Annotated in this window: 17 protein-coding genes and 1 pseudogene; 9 read left to right on the top strand and 9 right to left on the bottom strand. The window is 37.9% G+C overall.

Going from position 1 to position 16,333, the window contains the following annotated elements; translation table 11 throughout:
* Positions 1-292 precede the first annotated feature (292 nt).
* The 3 genes from VB694_RS01085 to glyA form a co-directional block, all read right to left on the bottom strand.
* Positions 293-1,573 carry a competence/damage-inducible protein A gene (locus VB694_RS01085; protein ID WP_323358460.1) on the bottom strand — a complete coding sequence of 427 codons (1,281 nt, stop codon included), beginning with the start codon at positions 1,571-1,573 and terminating at the stop codon, positions 293-295.
* A gap of 133 nt (positions 1,574-1,706) precedes the next feature.
* Positions 1,707-2,750 (bottom strand): MraY family glycosyltransferase, encoded by a 1,044-nt coding sequence (locus tag VB694_RS01080; protein WP_323358459.1) that lies wholly within the window; start codon positions 2,748-2,750, stop codon positions 1,707-1,709.
* 169 nt (positions 2,751-2,919) lie between these two features.
* Positions 2,920-4,203 (bottom strand): serine hydroxymethyltransferase, encoded by a 1,284-nt coding sequence (gene glyA / locus VB694_RS01075; protein ID WP_323358458.1) that lies wholly within the window; start codon positions 4,201-4,203, stop codon positions 2,920-2,922.
* Between the two features lie 483 nt (positions 4,204-4,686).
* Here glyA and VB694_RS01070 point away from each other — a divergent pair, with 483 nt between their 5' ends.
* Both VB694_RS01070 and VB694_RS01065 read left to right on the top strand, forming a co-directional pair.
* Positions 4,687-4,884 (top strand): hypothetical protein, encoded by a 198-nt coding sequence (locus tag VB694_RS01070; protein ID WP_323358457.1) that lies wholly within the window; start codon positions 4,687-4,689, stop codon positions 4,882-4,884.
* Positions 4,885-4,966: 82 nt separating this feature from the next.
* Positions 4,967-5,446: a Tic20 family protein gene (locus VB694_RS01065; RefSeq protein WP_323358456.1), complete on the top strand. Its 480-nt coding sequence runs from the start codon at positions 4,967-4,969 to the stop codon at positions 5,444-5,446.
* A gap of 198 nt (positions 5,447-5,644) precedes the next feature.
* Here VB694_RS01065 and VB694_RS01060 read toward each other — a convergent pair whose 3' ends face one another.
* Positions 5,645-6,418, bottom strand: a complete 774-nt coding sequence (locus VB694_RS01060; RefSeq protein ID WP_323358455.1) for a fumarylacetoacetate hydrolase family protein — start codon at positions 6,416-6,418, stop codon at positions 5,645-5,647.
* A gap of 182 nt (positions 6,419-6,600) precedes the next feature.
* Here VB694_RS01060 and rpsF point away from each other — a divergent pair, with 182 nt between their 5' ends.
* Positions 6,601-6,927, top strand: a complete 327-nt coding sequence (rpsF, locus tag VB694_RS01055) for a 30S ribosomal protein S6 (RefSeq protein ID WP_323358454.1) — start codon at positions 6,601-6,603, stop codon at positions 6,925-6,927.
* Positions 6,928-7,372: 445 nt separating this feature from the next.
* A complete protein-coding gene (locus tag VB694_RS01050; RefSeq protein WP_323358540.1) occupies positions 7,373-7,939 on the top strand; it encodes an Npun_F5560 family protein in 567 nt (188 codons plus the stop codon).
* 257 nt (positions 7,940-8,196) lie between these two features.
* Here VB694_RS01050 and VB694_RS01045 read toward each other — a convergent pair whose 3' ends face one another.
* A complete protein-coding gene (locus VB694_RS01045) occupies positions 8,197-8,550 on the bottom strand; it encodes an STAS domain-containing protein (RefSeq protein WP_323358453.1) in 354 nt (117 codons plus the stop codon).
* Positions 8,551-8,977: 427 nt separating this feature from the next.
* On the opposite strand from VB694_RS01045, the gene VB694_RS01040 reads away from it, so the two are divergent.
* A complete protein-coding gene (locus VB694_RS01040) occupies positions 8,978-9,604 on the top strand; it encodes a DedA family protein (protein ID WP_323358452.1) in 627 nt (208 codons plus the stop codon).
* A 134-nt stretch (positions 9,605-9,738) separates the two neighbouring features.
* Here the strand turns inward: VB694_RS01040 and VB694_RS01035 are convergent, their stop codons facing one another.
* On the bottom strand, positions 9,739-10,938 hold the full coding sequence (locus VB694_RS01035) for an argininosuccinate synthase (protein ID WP_323358451.1): 1,200 nt from the start codon (positions 10,936-10,938) through the stop codon (positions 9,739-9,741).
* A gap of 254 nt (positions 10,939-11,192) precedes the next feature.
* Between VB694_RS01035 and VB694_RS01030 the strand changes: the two genes are divergently transcribed.
* The 4 genes and pseudogenes from VB694_RS01030 to VB694_RS01015 form a co-directional block, all read left to right on the top strand.
* Positions 11,193-12,158 carry a glycosyltransferase family 2 protein gene (locus tag VB694_RS01030; protein ID WP_323358450.1) on the top strand — a complete coding sequence of 322 codons (966 nt, stop codon included), beginning with the start codon at positions 11,193-11,195 and terminating at the stop codon, positions 12,156-12,158.
* A gap of 222 nt (positions 12,159-12,380) precedes the next feature.
* Complete coding sequence (locus VB694_RS01025; protein ID WP_323358449.1) at positions 12,381-12,710, top strand: killer suppression protein HigA; 330 nt, start codon at positions 12,381-12,383, stop codon at positions 12,708-12,710.
* 40 nt (positions 12,711-12,750) lie between these two features.
* A complete protein-coding gene (locus tag VB694_RS01020; protein WP_416233455.1) occupies positions 12,751-13,878 on the top strand; it encodes an ImmA/IrrE family metallo-endopeptidase in 1,128 nt (375 codons plus the stop codon).
* Positions 13,871-14,028: pseudogene (locus VB694_RS01015) on the top strand (type II toxin-antitoxin system HicB family antitoxin); the annotation flags it as partial. The gene VB694_RS01020 and the pseudogene VB694_RS01015, both read left to right, overlap by 8 nt.
* An 81-nt stretch (positions 14,029-14,109) precedes the next feature.
* On the opposite strand, the gene VB694_RS01010 reads toward VB694_RS01015, so the two are convergent.
* From VB694_RS01010 to VB694_RS01000, 3 genes are all read right to left on the bottom strand, one after another.
* Positions 14,110-14,478 carry a hypothetical protein gene (locus VB694_RS01010; protein WP_323358448.1) on the bottom strand — a complete coding sequence of 123 codons (369 nt, stop codon included), beginning with the start codon at positions 14,476-14,478 and terminating at the stop codon, positions 14,110-14,112.
* Positions 14,462-15,769, bottom strand: a complete 1,308-nt coding sequence (locus tag VB694_RS01005; protein ID WP_323358447.1) for a DNA methyltransferase — start codon at positions 15,767-15,769, stop codon at positions 14,462-14,464. Before VB694_RS01005 ends, VB694_RS01010 begins: the two co-directional genes overlap by 17 nt.
* A 112-nt stretch (positions 15,770-15,881) precedes the next feature.
* On the bottom strand, positions 15,882-16,325 hold the full coding sequence (locus VB694_RS01000) for an SRPBCC family protein (protein ID WP_323358539.1): 444 nt from the start codon (positions 16,323-16,325) through the stop codon (positions 15,882-15,884).
* Between the last annotated feature and the right edge of the window lie 8 nt (positions 16,326-16,333).

Below are 16,333 nucleotides of genomic sequence, written 5' to 3'. Positions count from 1 at the left end.
CTCCATTTGTCCCTATTTCAAAGGACAGTAGATGCAAAATTAAGGACTTCAGATGTTTATTTTAGTAAACTAAAACAAAAATCATTATCAAAATTTCTCTCGAATAATAACAGAAACTAGACAACAGCCTTATCAACATTTGATAAAATTGTTATTTATATATTCAGAATTAAATTATTCAAGAAAGTTCCGATGTTTAATGGGTTACATTTTGTTTTCGTGTTCCTAGATTGATTTTGATTATATTAACACCCTTTAACACAAAGATTACCTACATAAGCTTAATTTATGATTATGGTGCTGAATTATCAAAGCATCCGTCATTTTGCTTGCACAAAATACGACGCAGATTATCCAAAGCTGTACAGGAACTCAAGTGACGAATAGAAGAACGAGTTCGCATAGTTCCAAATCTATACTCATAACTTGTTACCTCATCTCTTGAACCAGCTAAACCAATATACACCAAACCCACAGGCTTTGTATTAGTTCCCCCAGTCGGCCCAGCAATTCCTGTAATACTTAATCCCCAAGTAGTTTGCAGACGGTTTCTGACACCAACAGCCATTTGTTCGGCTACAGTAGCACTCACAGCCCCAAATTTGTCTAAATCTTCGGGGTTAACTCCCAATAATCCTATTTTTACAGAATTATCATAAGAAATTACTCCACCCCAAAAGTAATCAGAACTACCGGGAATTTCTGTTAACATTTGCCCTAGTCCTCCACCAGTGCAAGATTCTGCTACTGATAAAGTTTCTTCTGATGACCGCAATAATTCACCAACAACAGCAGCCAATGTATCATCATCCGCACCGTAATAATCTAATCCAGCAATTTCTCTAAGTTGTTTTTCAATCGGTGCTATTAAATCCTTTGCTGCTTTTGCATCAGATGCTTTGGCAGAAATTCTTAGTCTTACTTCTCCGTTACCAGCATAAGGTGCAACTGTAGGATTAGGTAAATTCAGATAAGCAGATACTTTTTCTGCTAAAGCTGATTCGCCAATACCCCAAAATTTTAAACTCCGACTATAAATAATTTCCTGTCCCCAACCTTGACTTTTAAGACAAGGTACTGCTGTATCTGACCACATTCGGTGCATTTCACTAGGAACACCAGGGAAAGTAAAAATGGTTAATCCCGGTCGGGGTTGCCAAATAATCCCCGGTGCTGTTCCTGTGGGATTAGGTAAAATTTCTGCCCCTTGGGGAATTAAGGCTTGTTTGCGGTTGCTAGGAGACATCACCCGTCCCCGTTGGGTAAATTTCTCAGTTATATCTTCAATAATTTCGGCACTTTCCACTAAGGGAACGCCGAAAAAATCAGCGATGGTTTCACAGGTCAAATCATCTGGTGTCGGTCCTAACCCACCAGTGAAAATCAAAATTTCTGCCCTGGAAGTAGCGATTTCGATAACTTGCTTAAGTCTATCAGGATTATCCCCCACCACAGTTTGATAGTAATGGGGAATGCCTAGCTGTGCTAATTGCTGGGCAAGAAATTGAGCATTACTGTTGAGGATATCTCCTAGTAACAATTCAGTACCAACACAAATAATTTCTGCACTCATGAGATCGGGAACTGGGGATTGGGGATTGGGGATTGGGGAAAATTCATCAACTTTCCTATTTTCTATTTTCTATTTTCTACTCCCTATTTTCTACTCTCTATTCCCTGTCACCTGTCAACTGTCAACTGTCACCTTATTGTCGAGAAAGTTTCCAGACTCGCCAAATAGCATAACTTAACACAGAGGTAGATGCACAGGCATAGGTAACGCCACTGGGAATACCGGCAATAGCTAATGCTAAACTACCTACCCAAAGAGTTAAGGAATAAATAAACAGAACCGTTAATCTGTGGGATAAACCAACTTGCAGTAGACGGTGGTGTAAATGGCGTTTATCAGCGATAAAAGGGGATTTACCGTGGCGGAGTCGGGATAAAATCACGGCTGACATATCCACAATTGGTACTGCCAAAATCAAATAGGGTAAGATGACAGCTGTAAAAGCGGGGATTTTTACCAGACCAATTACACCTACGGATGCTAAGGTGAATCCCATAAAATAAGAGCCACCATCACCCATAAAGATTTGGGCTGGGTTGAAGTTGTAGCGAAGAAATCCCAATGATGCACCAGCTAAGGCGGCTGCAATTAAGGCTGCTTCTGGTTGGTGCATAAACAAGGATACTAACAACATCACTACAGCAGCAATTCCTGTGACACCAGCTGCTAGTCCATCTAAACCGTCAATCCAGTTAATCGCATTCACCATTCCCACTAGCCAAATTACTGTGATTGGTAAACTCAGCCAGTCTAAATTAACTATGCCGATGGTGGGAATGGTAATAAAATCTATGCTAACTCCTGCTTTCCATGCTCCAGCAGCAACAATTATTTGTATGAGTAGGCGTACTAAGGGAGACAGGTTTAATAAATCGTCTGCTAAACCGATGAGAAAAAAGCCTAGTCCACCTAATGTTACACCCCAAATTTGCCATTCTTTTTCTGGTGGTAAGTTAGTAAATCCACCTAACCACCAGACAATTAATAGGGATATGAAAGTACCTGCGAAGATAGAAACTCCTCCCAAGCGTACCATTGGACGTTGATGAAGTTTTCGACCGCCGGGTTTATCTAAATTTCCGCTTTTGATGCCAATTTTTTTGACATCGGGTATAGTCCAGAGAACGACTACTGCGGAGATAAGAAAAGCAAGCAGATGATAAATCTGAGCAGGCATCGGTATTTTTTAAGAAGTATTTAGTAAGAGAAAAATGTGCGAGGGCGTTTTATACTTAATATCTACTACATTTTAGGCATTTATCAGCATAAGAATATTTAGATAGTGAAGATAAGACTTTAGATTTGAGGTGGTAATCCCAAATCTAAAATCTCAAATCTAAAATCGCTTAGGCTAGAACTGGTACGGGGATTTCTAGGTGAGCATATAAGGGAAAGCGATCGCACAAGGCTGCTACTCTCTGTTGACAATCTTTGGCTACTGCCTCGGAATCTGGAGAAAGTAGGCGATCGCTAATAATATTCCCAATTTCTGTAAATTCTGCCACACCTAAGCCTCTTGTCGTCATAGCGGGTGAACCCAGTCTTAAACCGCTGGTAACAAATGGTGATGCTGGATCAAAAGGCACTGTATTTTTATTAGCTGTAATATTTACACCACTCACTAACTGATCTGCCTTTTTACCCGTCATGCCAATAGACTGTAAATCTACCAGCATTAAATGATTATCTGTGCCATTAGATACTAATTTCAAGCCTCTGTTTTGTAGTTGGGTAGCTAAAGCACGAGCATTTTCAATCACTTGGCCTGAATAGGTTGTAAACTCTGGTTTGAGTGCTTCCCCAAATGCTACGGCTTTACCAGCTATTACGTGTTCTAATGGTCCGCCTTGAGTACCAGGGAAAACTGATTTATCCAGCTTTTTACCCAATTCTGCATCACGGGTTAAAATCAAACCGCCTCTAGGACCGCGCAGGGTTTTATGAGTTGTTGTCGTCACAACATCACAGTAGGGAAGGGGGTTAGGATGATGACCTGTCGCTACTAACCCAGCGATGTGAGCAATATCTGCCAGCAGGTAAGCGCCAACTTCATCAGCAATACTGCGGAATTTTTCAAAGTCAATGATCCGAGGATAAGCTGAATAACCGCAAATTAATAGCTTAGGACGTTCTTTGAGGGCTAAATCACGAATTTGGTCATAGTCTAGTTGTTCTGTTTCTTTGCTGACTCCATAGTGGCGCACTTGGAACCATTTCCCGGAAACATTCACAGGTGAACCGTGGGTTAAGTGTCCACCGTGGGACAAGTCCATCCCCATAATTGTGTCACCTGGTTCTAGCAGGGTCAGGAACACGGCAAAATTTGCCTGTGCGCCAGAATGGGGTTGAACGTTAGCATGAGCAGCACCAAATAGTTGTTTGGCTCTGTCAATGGCTATTTGTTCAATTTTGTCAACAAATTCACAACCGCCGTAGTAACGTTTACCTGGTAAGCCTTCTGCGTATTTATTGGTTAATACAGAACCTTGTGCAGCTAATACAGCAGCAGAAGTAAAGTTTTCACTGGCGATCAATTCTAGATGGTCACGTTGACGTTGTAATTCTTGGTTGATTAAGTCGTCGATAACAGAATCTGAGGATTTAAGCAAGTCTGAGTTAGTTTTATTCACGTTAATTATCCTTGTGGAATTTGGCAAAACTCTATTTTTGGGTGGAAAAAAATCAAAGTAAATGTTTAGGACTGTCGACTGATCAGAGTGATTGTTGCTGATTTATTTATGATTAGACACGCTCTCAATGAATGCATTCACTAGAAGCAAGCTTTACTATCATTCATTTTGGTTTGATAGTTACTATGATTAAATTAACAGGAATGTCATCATATAAAGCTAATCGTCTGGAATCAACCTGGTTATCAGAATTTATAGGTATTACTTTTTACAAAAAAAATTAATCTCTAAGATATACAATATACAATAAATATAAGTGCAGTTAGCAACTTTTTGCTATTGTCAACATTTTTGCTCAAAAGAGCATTGTAAGGTTGCTATGTTAACCTCTCATGCTTTTAAATTATTCTTTGTTCCTTGATCAAGAATGTCCATCTCTGAGTGAAATGTGGTTAAAAATGAGGATTTACAGGAGGGATTTAGATGTTAGTCATTTTAACTGATGATCAAATCTTTGCCCCTGAGCAGGTTTGTCAGTCTTGTTTGCTTGCTAACAACAGTGGTCAACCCCGTTGGTATAGGGGTCAACTGCGCTGTGGTCAAGCTATTAACAAATTGACGGAACAACAGTCAGAGCAGTATGAGTGTGTGATGGGTTTCCGACTCGCCAATATAAAATAATCTAATTTTCCAGCAATATCAAGCAACTGCGTTATCATAACGCTCAAATAGCTATTCAAATTTAGCCATAGGAGAATTTACTATGTCTTGGCGCGGCACTACAACGATTCCTGATCGAATTTTCGCTTGCTTACCTTATTTACTGCCTCTGGTCGAGAGTCTAGTCTTTGGTAGCTTTTTGTTGAGACAGTTTCCAGTGTTGGGAGTGGTGTTGTTGCCAGTGCTACCAGTTAAATTAGTGTACGATGGCTTAGGATCAATAGGTCAAATTATTGTGTTTTTTGCCTTGTTCATTTTGGTGGTGAGAAACGAAAAAATTAGTCATTTTATTCGTTTCAACACAATGCAGGCGATTCTTCTAGATATTGTCATATTTTTGTGTTCCATACTACTGCGAATTTTAACTCCTGTTCCTGGTGCTAGTTTTGCTATAGAAACTCTGGCTAATACTATCTTTTTAGGTATTGTAGTAGCTGTTGTCTATTCTGTGTTTCAGTCGCTGATGGGGCGTTATGCAGAAATACCAGCTATTTCTGATGCTGTGCATATGCAAGTGCGCTAGGAGTATTACTAATTGGAAATTTTAGATTTTGGATTAACAGTAGTTTTGACAATCATCTGTTCCCAAAATCTCAAAAAATACTAGTACACGGCGGCGTAAGTGAATGAACCGTTTTCAATCTCCGAAAAGTCTATTCTGTTTTAATTTTGACTTTTGACTTTTGACTTTTGACTTTCGCAAAGCGGTACTAGCTTGATCTTAACGGCTGATCACACTATTTTCCAGTCGGCCAATACCTTCGATTTCGACACGGATGCGATCGCCTACATTTAATGCACCTACGCCAAAAGGTGTACCTGTTAGCACTACATCCCCAGGTAATAGTGTCATCACTTGACTAATATAAGACACCAAAAAATCTGGGGGGAAAACCATCTGATCAATACAGGCAGATTGGACTGGGTGGGGATCATCATTCAAAAAGGTCTGTAATCTGGCTCCTGGGTTCAATTCTCGGACAATCCAAGGACCTAGAGGGCAGAATGTATCAAAACCTTTAGCCCTAGTCCATTGAGCATCATTTTTTTGTAAATCTCTGGCTGTGACATCATTAGCGATGGTGTAACCCCAAATTTTGCTTTGAGCTTCCTCTGGTGTACAGTCACAAGTGCGATCGCCTATCACTAATGCTAACTCGCCTTCATAGTCTACCCGTTGTGACTGTGGAGGATATTTAATTTCCATTTCTGAGGCAATCACAGATGTAGATGGCTTGAAGAAAATCAGCGGTTCAGCAGGTACGGAAGTTCCCATTTCTGCGGCATGATCTGCATAATTCTTGCCTACGGCCACAATTTTAGAAGGTGAACAAGGAGCCAGAATTCGGTATTTGTCTGGTTCCAAAATTAAATCAGTGGGTTGCCCTTCCAACCAAGGTGGAGCGTCCAACACTTCCACTTTGAGAGATAATTGCAGCAACCCATAGTAAATTTGCCCTTCCTGACTTTTAACTCGCACATAGCGTTGTGCCATAAGCTTGATGAATATCCTTAGAGATCCAAATTTTGGTAGATTAGGCTGATGATTTAAATTGAAAACTGGTAAGATTATAGTTCCTTGTTGCTTCAGATGCTGATTTTTACCAGTAGGTTCTATTTTTACTTGTATAAATCTACGTCAGCAGCCTTTTTTGTCCATAAGGTGAATAAAAATATATGACCATAGTTTACGAGACAATGTACATTCTCCGCCCTGACTTGGGAGATGAGCAAGTAGAGCAAGCAGTTTCTAGATACCAGAACTTGTTAACTGAACAAGGCGCACAGAATCTGGAAATTCAAAATCGTGGTAAGCGTCGTCTTGCTTATGAAATCAACAGGCATCGAGATGGCATTTACATCCAATTTAATTACACAGCCCCAACAGGTGCGATCGCTCCTTTGGAACGTGCTATGCGATTAAGTGAAGAAGTAATTCGCTACATGACTACTAAACAGGAAGTACGCGAAGAAAAACCTGAGACAGAAGCTGTAACCGCTTAAAAAAACTTCTGAGTGAGGAATTTTTCCAAAATTTCTCACACCAAATCTACCAAGATTTTGGGTAGCAGCAGCAGCATACAAATACTTTGTTCTGATTGGATGTTAAGTGCAGGTAAGATATTTTTTTACCTACACCCTATATCCTTTCTCCACCATTAATCTTGGTGCATAACTGCGAATTGACTACTCTGCTAGAATATTGACAATTTTATTAGTTAATAATCGGCATTTTTGCATAAATTTGGGTATTTTAACAGTTGTCAATTTCCCTTAATTGCGATATGTTTTTGATCAAATCATGAAGTAAGTGTTTCTCTCATACACATAAAGTATAGGAAAGGACATAACAAACATAGATTGGAACTTTTTTCCAAACTTGAATAATTCTTTCAGCACTTGCCAAAATTAATATTGTCGCAGTTATACCTAAGAGATGTCAGCCACTGTGAGCCAACCTGAAACCCCCAACATCCAAGCTCTTTCTACTGAAGTATCGCAGTTGCGTCAAGAGTTGCAACTCCGAGATCAATTAGTACAACAGCTATCTCAAGAACTGTTCCGACTGGTCAAGGGTAATACTAGTTTTATCCCTCAACGGACTGACTCAGAGTCGGAGTACGATTTGAATCAATTAGAGGCTCTAAGAGAACAACTTCAAGCTGTCGAGGAGCAAGTAACGTTTTATCAAGAGCAAATTACATCTCGTGATTCAGAGATTCATCAGTTAAGACAGTCAGTTCAAGAATTAACTGATCGCAGTCGGATGTTAGAGCAAGTAGTACAAGAATTACCCCAAATTTATCGTCGTAAATTTGAGGAACGGATGGCTCCAGTCAGAGATAAGGTAGCAATACTCCAAAGAGAAAATCGCCAGCTACAGGCAGAATTACAAAGCGTGAGTTATCGGTTAGCACTAAAAACTCGCAACTCAAGTCATAGTGGTATTGATTTACCAAACTTCTCTAGTCCTATCCCTGGAGAAGCTAATTTGTCTGCTCATCAGAATATCTAAATGGATATTAAATTTGATTAATTTTTTTAAGCAGGTGATTTATTCCCCGCATTTACCCGAAAAACGCCGGCAAATTTTGTCAATGTTAGCCACAATAAAATTTTTATCGCCTAGCTACCGAACTTCTAGTTAACCTACTGATATTTTGGAGGTCAAATAGAGATTCAGCTTGCTAGAGCGACAGTTTAAAGGTTGCTTGTATCGAGTAATACGTTACAAATCTAGAAAGGGGGAAAAATTTTACTGAACTTGATTATTTAACCCGCTGTCACCAGACTTTGCCCGTTAATTTCAGAAAGTATATCTTGGTAATCGTTAACTATCTCAAACACTGAATCTAAGTGGGTAAGTTCTAAAATTAACCTAACAGGAGCCTGTACGTTACAAAGGACTAAGCGACAGCCGCTTTGACGTACAGTTTTAAGTGCTTGGACTAGGGGAACTAAACCAGAACTATCCATAAATTCAACTTCTGCTAGATCGATGACCCAAAGTTGATCAGGCTGAGGTATTACTCCAGCCATCTGTTCGCTCAAGGACTTACCAACCTGTAAGTCTATGCTTCCTTGGGGTTTAAACAAAATCACTTGGCGTTCTTGTGTAAGAGTCATGAATTTAACTGGGTAGTTGAACTGGGCAGTGGAAATGTTCAGGGAACTGAACACATATTAATAGTGATTAAGCGTCAACAGTGAAAATACTGGTTTTAATTAATTAACCAGCACTTAATGTAATTATAGTCTATATAGATAGATGTGCTACAAGAATCATGGTTTTATAGAGTATAAAATTTCCTAGATATATACAGTATAGGCATAAATGCTTGTGAATTTCGGTAGCGAATTTAACTGTTACAGAATTCTTATGGTTTATATGTAGTTTTATAACTTTTTAATAATTAAATCTCATCTCCAGAATGCACATAAAATTATGAATTGGTAATTCATTGAATTGATAAATATTAATTATATTGACACCCTCACCAAAACCAAGCCAAGATATAGTAAACGTAAAAATTTATAAAGTCGGCGGTGCTGGATGTCTTTTGAGCTAATTTCACTAGAAAATATCCAAGAATTTGCTCAATCTTATGGTTATTGGGCAATTTTTTTAGGAATTTTGCTAGAGAATTTGGGCATTCCTCTTCCCGGTGAAACCGTGACTTTAGTAGGCGGTTTCCTGGCTGGTAGTGATGAACTAAATTACTGGCTAGTTCTGGGTGACGCTATTACAGGTGCTGTAATTGGCGGTACTTGTGGCTATTGGATTGGTAGGTTTGGTGGTTGGACTTTCCTGCTACAAGTTGGCAAGATATTCCGTATATCTGAAACCCGACTGCTGAGTATTAAAGATCAATTTAGTGAAAATGCTGCTAAAGCTGTATTTTTTGGTCGCTTTTTCGCTTTGTTAAGAATTTTTGCTTCTCCACTCGCTGGAATTGCGGAAATGTCTTTTGGTAAATTCTTGGTATATAACGTAGCAGGGGCTACAGCTTGGGCTAGTGTGATGGTAACATTAGCTTTTTTTGCAGGAAGAATTGTGTCCCTAGAACAATTAGTAGCGTGGGTAAGTCAATTTGCAATTTTGGCATTACTTATCTTAGTTGCTGTGATTGCTGTTCCTATTTGGTGGGAATCACGCCAGGTCAAGCATTTGGGGGAATAGGGGATTGGGGATTGGGGATTGGGGATTGGGGATTGGGGGCTGGGGGCTGGGGATTGGGGATTGGGGGGAAAAAGAACAATATTTTCACCTGCTCCTCTGCTCCTCTGCTCCTCTGCTCCCCTGCTCCCTGCTTTTTACTTGTTGTTATGCGCCCAAATGCGGGTAGGTAGACCCCACACGTAAATGAAGCCTTCAGCGGCTTTGTGATCAAATTGATCTTCTGCACCGTAAGTTGCTAAATCAGGAGTATAAAGGGAATTATCACTCCAACGACCAACTATAGTAGCGTTACCTTTAAACAGTTTTAACCGCACAACACCAGAAACTCTTTCTTGTGTTTGTTGAATAAAGGCATCTACTGCGGCTTTAAGTGGACTATACCAAAGTCCGTTGTATACGAGTTTGGTATATGTTTCTTCAATACCCCGTTTGTACTGACTGACATCTGCTGTTAAAGTCAAGCTTTCTAAATCACGGTGGGCGTTAATGAGAACTATCATTGCTGGTGATTCGTAGATTTCCCGTGATTTGATACCTACTAGGCGGTTTTCAATCATGTCAATCCTGCCAATACCGTGATTTCCCACGATTTTATTGAGTTGTTCAATTAACTCAACTGGGTTTTTTGATGTACCGTTAATGGTGGTAGGAAGCCCTTTTTGGAAGCCAATTTCTAGATATTCCGGTTCGTTGGGAGTATCAGCTATGGCTTTGGTCATTTCATAGATTTCTTCTGGTGGCTCATTTGCTGGATCTTCTAATGTACCAGCTTCAATGCTGCGACCAAGTAAGTTTTTATCTATACTGAAGGGAGAGGATTTTTTGACGGGTGCAGGAATACCAAAGCTTTCACCATAAGCTATGGTTTGTTCTCGACTCATTCCCCATTCTCTAGCTGGTGCGAGGATTTTAAGATTGGGATTGAGGGCTGTACAGGAGACATCAAAGCGAACTTGGTCGTTTCCTTTACCTGTACAACCGTGAGCGATCGCATCAGCACCGTATTTTGCAGCTGCTTCTACTAAAATCTTGGCAATTAAAGGCCGAGCAAGGGCTGTTCCCAGAGGGTAGCGATTTTCATAGAGAGCGTTGGCTTGAATTGCCGGAAATGCGTACTCTTTAACAAAAATATCCTTAACATCCGCTACCAAGGATTCACTTGCACCGGATTTTAAAGCTTTTTCTCGAACTGGTTCTAATTCATCTCCCTGGCCTAAATCTGCTGCTAGGGTTATTACCTCTTCAACTCCCCATTCTTTTTTTAAGTAGGGTATGCAAACAGAAGTATCAACTCCACCAGAATATGCTAAGACAACCTTTTTGGCGCGACCCATTAGTTTCTCCACTTAGGAAAACAAAGAATGAGTCATTATTATATCTGACTTGCCTAGCGTATATTTTCTTATGCAACGGTAATCTAATTAAAAATTAAAAATTAAAAATTAAAAATCCTGACCCTATAAGCTGTTTATTGATTTAAAGAATAGATTATCCGTACAAATATGGTATCTTACAATTCAGATCAGGTCACTTCAACAGGTGCTTTTTTCAGAAACCGTGACTTTGTTATATTTGTCTTATTCTCAATATGGGCAATATTTTTTGGGGTGAAACTGTGTTTTTTAGTATTGTAATTCCAACTTATAATCGCTTACCAATTTTGGAAAAGTGCCTCCGCGCTTTGGAAGGACAGGAGTTTAGTCAAGAAAAATATATACAAGGTTATGAAGTTGTGTTAGTAGATGATGGTTCTACTGATGGCACTTTAGATTGGTTAGCAGCACATAAAGATGAGTTTATTCATGTACATTGTTTTGAGCAGAATCATGCTGGTCCTGCTGCGGCGCGAAATTTAGGGGTAGAAAAAGCGCAAGGTGACACAATTATTTTTATTGATAGTGATTTGGTGGTTTTGTCTAATTTCTTAGAAGCTCATGCGGATGCTTTGGTACAGGGAAGGGAGAAATTAGGAAGCGATTGCTTTTTTACTTATGGTGCTGTAATTAATACTTGTAATTTTGAAAATCCTACTGCTGAACCTTATAAAATCACCGATTTTTCTGCGGCTTTCTTTGCGACGGGTAATGTGGCTATTCCTAAACATTGGTTAGAAAAAGCTGGTTTATTTGATACTGGTTTTCAACTTTATGGTTGGGAAGATTTGGAATTAGGTGTGAGGTTAAAAAATTTGGGTTTGCAATTAATTAAATGTCCTGAAGCTGTTGGTTATCACTGGCATCCGGCATTTAGTTTACAACAAATTCCTAAGTTAATTGATCAGGAAATTCAACGGGGAAGGATGGGAGTTTTGTTTTATCAAAAGCATCCTACATGGGAAGTAAAAATGATGATTCAAATGACTTGGTTTCATCGTTTGTTGTGGGGTATGCTTTCGTTAAATGGGTTATTAAATGAAAGGACAATGGCTCCTTTTTTGCAATGGTTGATTAATTTGGGTAAGCCTCAGTTGGCGTTAGAAATTGCGCGGATTTTTTTGAATTGGTATAACGTGAAGGGTGTTTATGCTGCTTATGCTGAGATGCAGGGTAAATGATTTTAGAGGCTAAAGGTAAAATTATCAAAGTTGTCCACGGTCTTGATGCTAAAGCAGCATAAATAGTATATTGATGTATAATTACCGTGCCTTTATATACCAATAAGGTAGGGGCAATCGCACTTGCTAATGGTCGCAGGTAAAAGCGAGAATCTCATCAATATTCTGGGTTATATTGAAAAACATTGATCGAAATGCTAAAATAGTACATATATATTAAAAATGGAAATAAGCTTTAAAAATAACAAAGTGCAAAAGCTATGTGAGCGAGATACAGAAGCACAAAGAAAATTAGGTGCAGATAATGCTAAAAAACTGAAAGCACGAATGAGAGAGCTAGTTACTGTCGAAAATGTAACAAGTTTAACAGCAGGAAAACCACATCGTTTAGAACGTGACAGATTAGGTCAATATGCCGTATATTTAGCAGGAGGAATGCGTCTTGTATTTGAGCCTGATAATTATCCAGTTCCTCTCAAAGATGATGGAAGTATTGATTGGTCACAAGTAACTAAAATTTGTATTCTTGAGATTGTTGATTATCATCCTTAAGAAGTAATTAAAATTCATATTTTTGAGATTGTTGATTATTATGACTGAATTAACTCGTCCCTTTACTCCAGATTGGGTATCTCCTCCTGGTGATACAATAGCCGATTTATTAGAAGAGCGTCAATGGACGCAACAACAATTAGCTGAAGACTTAGAATGCACTAATAAATATATTGGTCAGCTGATCACAGGACAAGAGTCTATTGACGATAAAATGGCCTTCAAGCTTGAACAAGTCTTAGGAGGTACAGCAAGGTTCTGGCTGAATCGAGAATCCGATTATCGTTCAGAACTTGTGCGTCTTCAACAAGAAGAAAAAAAGTTGCAAAAATGGACAGATTGGCTGGAAAAATTACCAGTTAGAGAATTGATGAAGCGAGGAGCAATTACTAAATATCGTATAGACGCAACCAATAGACCTAGTTTAGTTCGAGAATTACTATATTTCTTCGATGTTTCTTCCCCAGAAGAATGGTTAAATAACTATGAAACAATGGAAGTTGCTTTTCGCCGAACCCGCCAAGAAAAAAGTGATATTGGTGCAATTTCAGCATGGATAAGATTAGGTGAAATAGAAGCTGAAGAAATTGAATGTCCACAATATAGTAAAGAGAAATTTGAGAATGCAGTACGTGAAATACGCACATTAACAATGCTGTCACCACAGGATTTTACATCTCAAATTCAACAGTTATGTCAGGATGCAGGAGTCTTGCTTATTCTAGTGCCATCTATCAAGAGAGCGCATATTAGTGGAATGGCACGTTGGTTAAATACTCATAAAGCTCTTATTCAAATTTCGGACTACGGTAAAAGTAATGATCGTTTTTGGTTTACATTTTTCCATGAAGCAGCACATATATTACTTCACAGTAAGCAAGATATTTTTTTGGATGAATTTGATGGAGAGGAAAGTTTAGAATCAGAACAAGAAAGGGAAGCGAATCAATGGGCGCGGGAATTTTTAATCCCGAATCAGTATAATGATGAACTATATCAGTTAAATTCTAAAGAAATTGTGATTGATTTTTCCAAACTGCTTGGTATTCATCCAGGTATTGTTGTGGGAAGGCTTCAGAATGATGGCTTAATTGAACGAAATCAGATGAACGACTTAAAAACAAGTTTTAGCATTGGTGATTTAGAACAACAAAGTATGATTCCCTGATTTTCCAGGACAAAAATGGCACACTCATGGGGATACTTACGAATTAATAGTAGCAAATAGAATTGAAGCCTTAGACTCTCTCATTATTGCTTATGAAGCTGTCGTGTCGGTGATTCACTTCCAGAACACACAGTTTGTCACGCAGCATAGAAGAGTATTTATATATAATAACCCAACAAGCGTTGTTGGGTTTATTAAGCAAACCCTACGTAATTATAGGTTTACGTATAATTACTGTATATCCATAATAAGGGTTTGTGCTACTTCTCGCATTTTGATATAAACACCTTTAGTTATTGATGCTTCTACATCAAAGATTATCGCTTGTCGTCTTTGCCATTCTTGAACTACATCAATTGCGGTTGCATTTTTCGGATCAAGATTGCTATTAATTCCGGTTAAAATTATTAGTTTTTGCTCATAATCTTGAGCATCTTTAGCTTCAACTATAGCAAATCCTTTTGTTTCATTTACTAATTTTAAATAAACATCTATATAACCTTTCATGAAATCCATAGCAATAGCATACAGTGTACCGCTACTTTCGTCTGAATCGTTGGTTTGCTCAATATCTAAGTCTATATTAAATTCGTTTTGCATGAATATGATACTCTCCTAATTTATTTGAACCCGTCCTTTTTTTAAGTAGCCAACGTTCACCCCGTTTTCTCATATTCTCTATATTAATAATATTAAATCCGGTTTCTATCATTAATTGACTCAAGATTTCATGAGTGGGAATATAAACTCCATATAATGCTGCATCAGAAACAATAAGATGAAGATTACTACCAGAACGCAATATTCTATGCAATTCTCTAATAACATTTTGCATTTGGGCAAAATATGGATATATTAATAAGTAATAATCTTTTTTACCAGGTCTGATTTTCCGCTCATTTTTTAAATTCTCTATTATAGAGTTTAAATATTTTAACTTAAAATTTTCTGATAATGCAGAAGAGAAAAAATCTTGATTTCTTTTTAAATCTGTAGGTGCTGTTGTCGTATTAACGATTAAATGACGACGGACTTTTTCTGTGATTTCTCTCCATGAACCTGCATAACGCCAGAAATATAATTCCATCCGTGTCATTTCCGCAAAATCAAAGTTGTTTAAATAAGGTGGAGAAGTAATACAAAGTGAACAACTTTCATTTTCAACTAACTCCATATTTTCTGAACTTCCAAAATTTAATTTTGCTTTTGAGTAAAAATTATCTTGTAGATTTTCAACATCTTCATATATTTGTTTGCATACAATAGATACAGAATCATAAAAAGATATAGATTTTTTTAAAGTTGTGGGAGCTTTATAAATACCATCAGTTTGAGCTAAAGAAGTTTTTTCAAGAACTTTAGATACTATTAAACGAAATAATGACTTATGTTCTTGAGAAATTGTGTTTTCTATTCCTAGACAGCTTGCTAATAAAGCTAAATTATCTTCTGAAACAAGCTTATTTAAAAAAATCAAAGCAGATTCAGACCATATCGCTTTAAAACTGCCAGTGTAAGGTTGAATTGATAACAAGAGATTTTCTAAATATTTTACCTGTTGTATATCTGATGTAGGAAATATTTTTGCCTGTGATATATCATAGAAAAAAGGATGGGCTTCAAATCCTATTGAAGAAACATTTTGAAAAGTTGCTTCAACGAGTGTAGTCCCCAATCCAGAAAAAGGATCAATTACAATATCATCACAATTCACTTTAGCTTCTTGTATGCAAAACCTCACAAATTCTGGAGAAAACCCAGCTATGAAATTGTACCATCTATGAATCGGGTAATTATTAGTAAATATATTAGTAGATAATTTTTGATTATTTGGTAATTTTTGGGTTTCTATTAAACTGGTATTTGAGTCAAATAAATTTAATTGAAGCATAGAATTATATTGTAATAATTTCCTATTTATTCATAATTATAAATTTTACCAGGCAGTAATCAGGAAAAGTTTTAAATTAAAGCTTTTGTACTGCCTGTTTTCCCCATCTATATCAATCAGCTTTCACATTCAAAGCGTATTCCTTAAACCGCTCCAAATCCGCTTGAATTGTCGATTCTACAACCTTTCCTAAAAACAGATTATCCATGAGCTTACCAAGAAGACCAGGGATAGCATAGGAAACAGTCATTTTCACAATACTACCAGCATGACGATCATAAAAACGAATCGCCCCTTGATTTGGCAAACCATCAACTGATTCCCATTGAATAATTTGGTTAGGAACAACTTTGAGAATGCGAGATTTCCAAGTAAAATCCCAACCACCTGTACTCAATTTCCAAAGTGAAATTTCAGGATCATCGGGCAAAATCTTTACCGACTCAATCCATTTCATCCATTTAGGCATTTGTTCCAAATCAGACCATAACCCCCATACTAATTCTATGGGAGCTTCGACTTCTACCTGTACACTATGTTCTAACCATTCAGCCATTAGATTTT

The sequence above is a fragment of the Anabaena sp. UHCC 0451 genome (assembly GCF_034931405.1).
Taxonomy (GTDB): Bacteria; Cyanobacteriota; Cyanobacteriia; order Cyanobacteriales; family Nostocaceae; genus RDYJ01.
This window is presented reverse-complemented; position numbering and strand designations above follow the sequence as displayed.

What these genes read in the sequence shown, in the direction of transcription:
- VB694_RS01085 (WP_323358460.1), bottom strand. Translation starts at nt 1,573, where the DNA reads ATGAGTGCAGAAATTATTTGTGTTGGTACTGAATTGTTACTAGGAGAT.
- VB694_RS01080 (WP_323358459.1), bottom strand. Translation starts at nt 2,750, where the DNA reads ATGCCTGCTCAGATTTATCATCTGCTTGCTTTTCTTATCTCCGCAGTA.
- VB694_RS01070 (WP_323358457.1), top strand. Translation starts at nt 4,687, where the DNA reads ATGTTAGTCATTTTAACTGATGATCAAATCTTTGCCCCTGAGCAGGTT.
- VB694_RS01065 (WP_323358456.1), top strand. Translation starts at nt 4,967, where the DNA reads ATGTCTTGGCGCGGCACTACAACGATTCCTGATCGAATTTTCGCTTGC.
- VB694_RS01060 (WP_323358455.1), bottom strand. Translation starts at nt 6,418, where the DNA reads ATGGCACAACGCTATGTGCGAGTTAAAAGTCAGGAAGGGCAAATTTAC.
- rpsF (WP_323358454.1), top strand. Translation starts at nt 6,601, where the DNA reads ATGACCATAGTTTACGAGACAATGTACATTCTCCGCCCTGACTTGGGA.
- VB694_RS01045 (WP_323358453.1), bottom strand. Translation starts at nt 8,550, where the DNA reads ATGACTCTTACACAAGAACGCCAAGTGATTTTGTTTAAACCCCAAGGA.
- VB694_RS01040 (WP_323358452.1), top strand. Translation starts at nt 8,978, where the DNA reads ATGTCTTTTGAGCTAATTTCACTAGAAAATATCCAAGAATTTGCTCAA.
- VB694_RS01035 (WP_323358451.1), bottom strand. Translation starts at nt 10,938, where the DNA reads ATGGGTCGCGCCAAAAAGGTTGTCTTAGCATATTCTGGTGGAGTTGAT.
- VB694_RS01030 (WP_323358450.1), top strand. Translation starts at nt 11,193, where the DNA reads ATGGGCAATATTTTTTGGGGTGAAACTGTGTTTTTTAGTATTGTAATT.
- VB694_RS01025 (WP_323358449.1), top strand. Translation starts at nt 12,381, where the DNA reads ATGGAAATAAGCTTTAAAAATAACAAAGTGCAAAAGCTATGTGAGCGA.
- VB694_RS01020 (WP_416233455.1), top strand. Translation starts at nt 12,751, where the DNA reads ATGACTGAATTAACTCGTCCCTTTACTCCAGATTGGGTATCTCCTCCT.
- VB694_RS01010 (WP_323358448.1), bottom strand. Translation starts at nt 14,478, where the DNA reads ATGCAAAACGAATTTAATATAGACTTAGATATTGAGCAAACCAACGAT.
- VB694_RS01005 (WP_323358447.1), bottom strand. Translation starts at nt 15,769, where the DNA reads ATGCTTCAATTAAATTTATTTGACTCAAATACCAGTTTAATAGAAACC.
- VB694_RS01000 (WP_323358539.1), bottom strand. Translation starts at nt 16,325, where the DNA reads ATGGCTGAATGGTTAGAACATAGTGTACAGGTAGAAGTCGAAGCTCCC.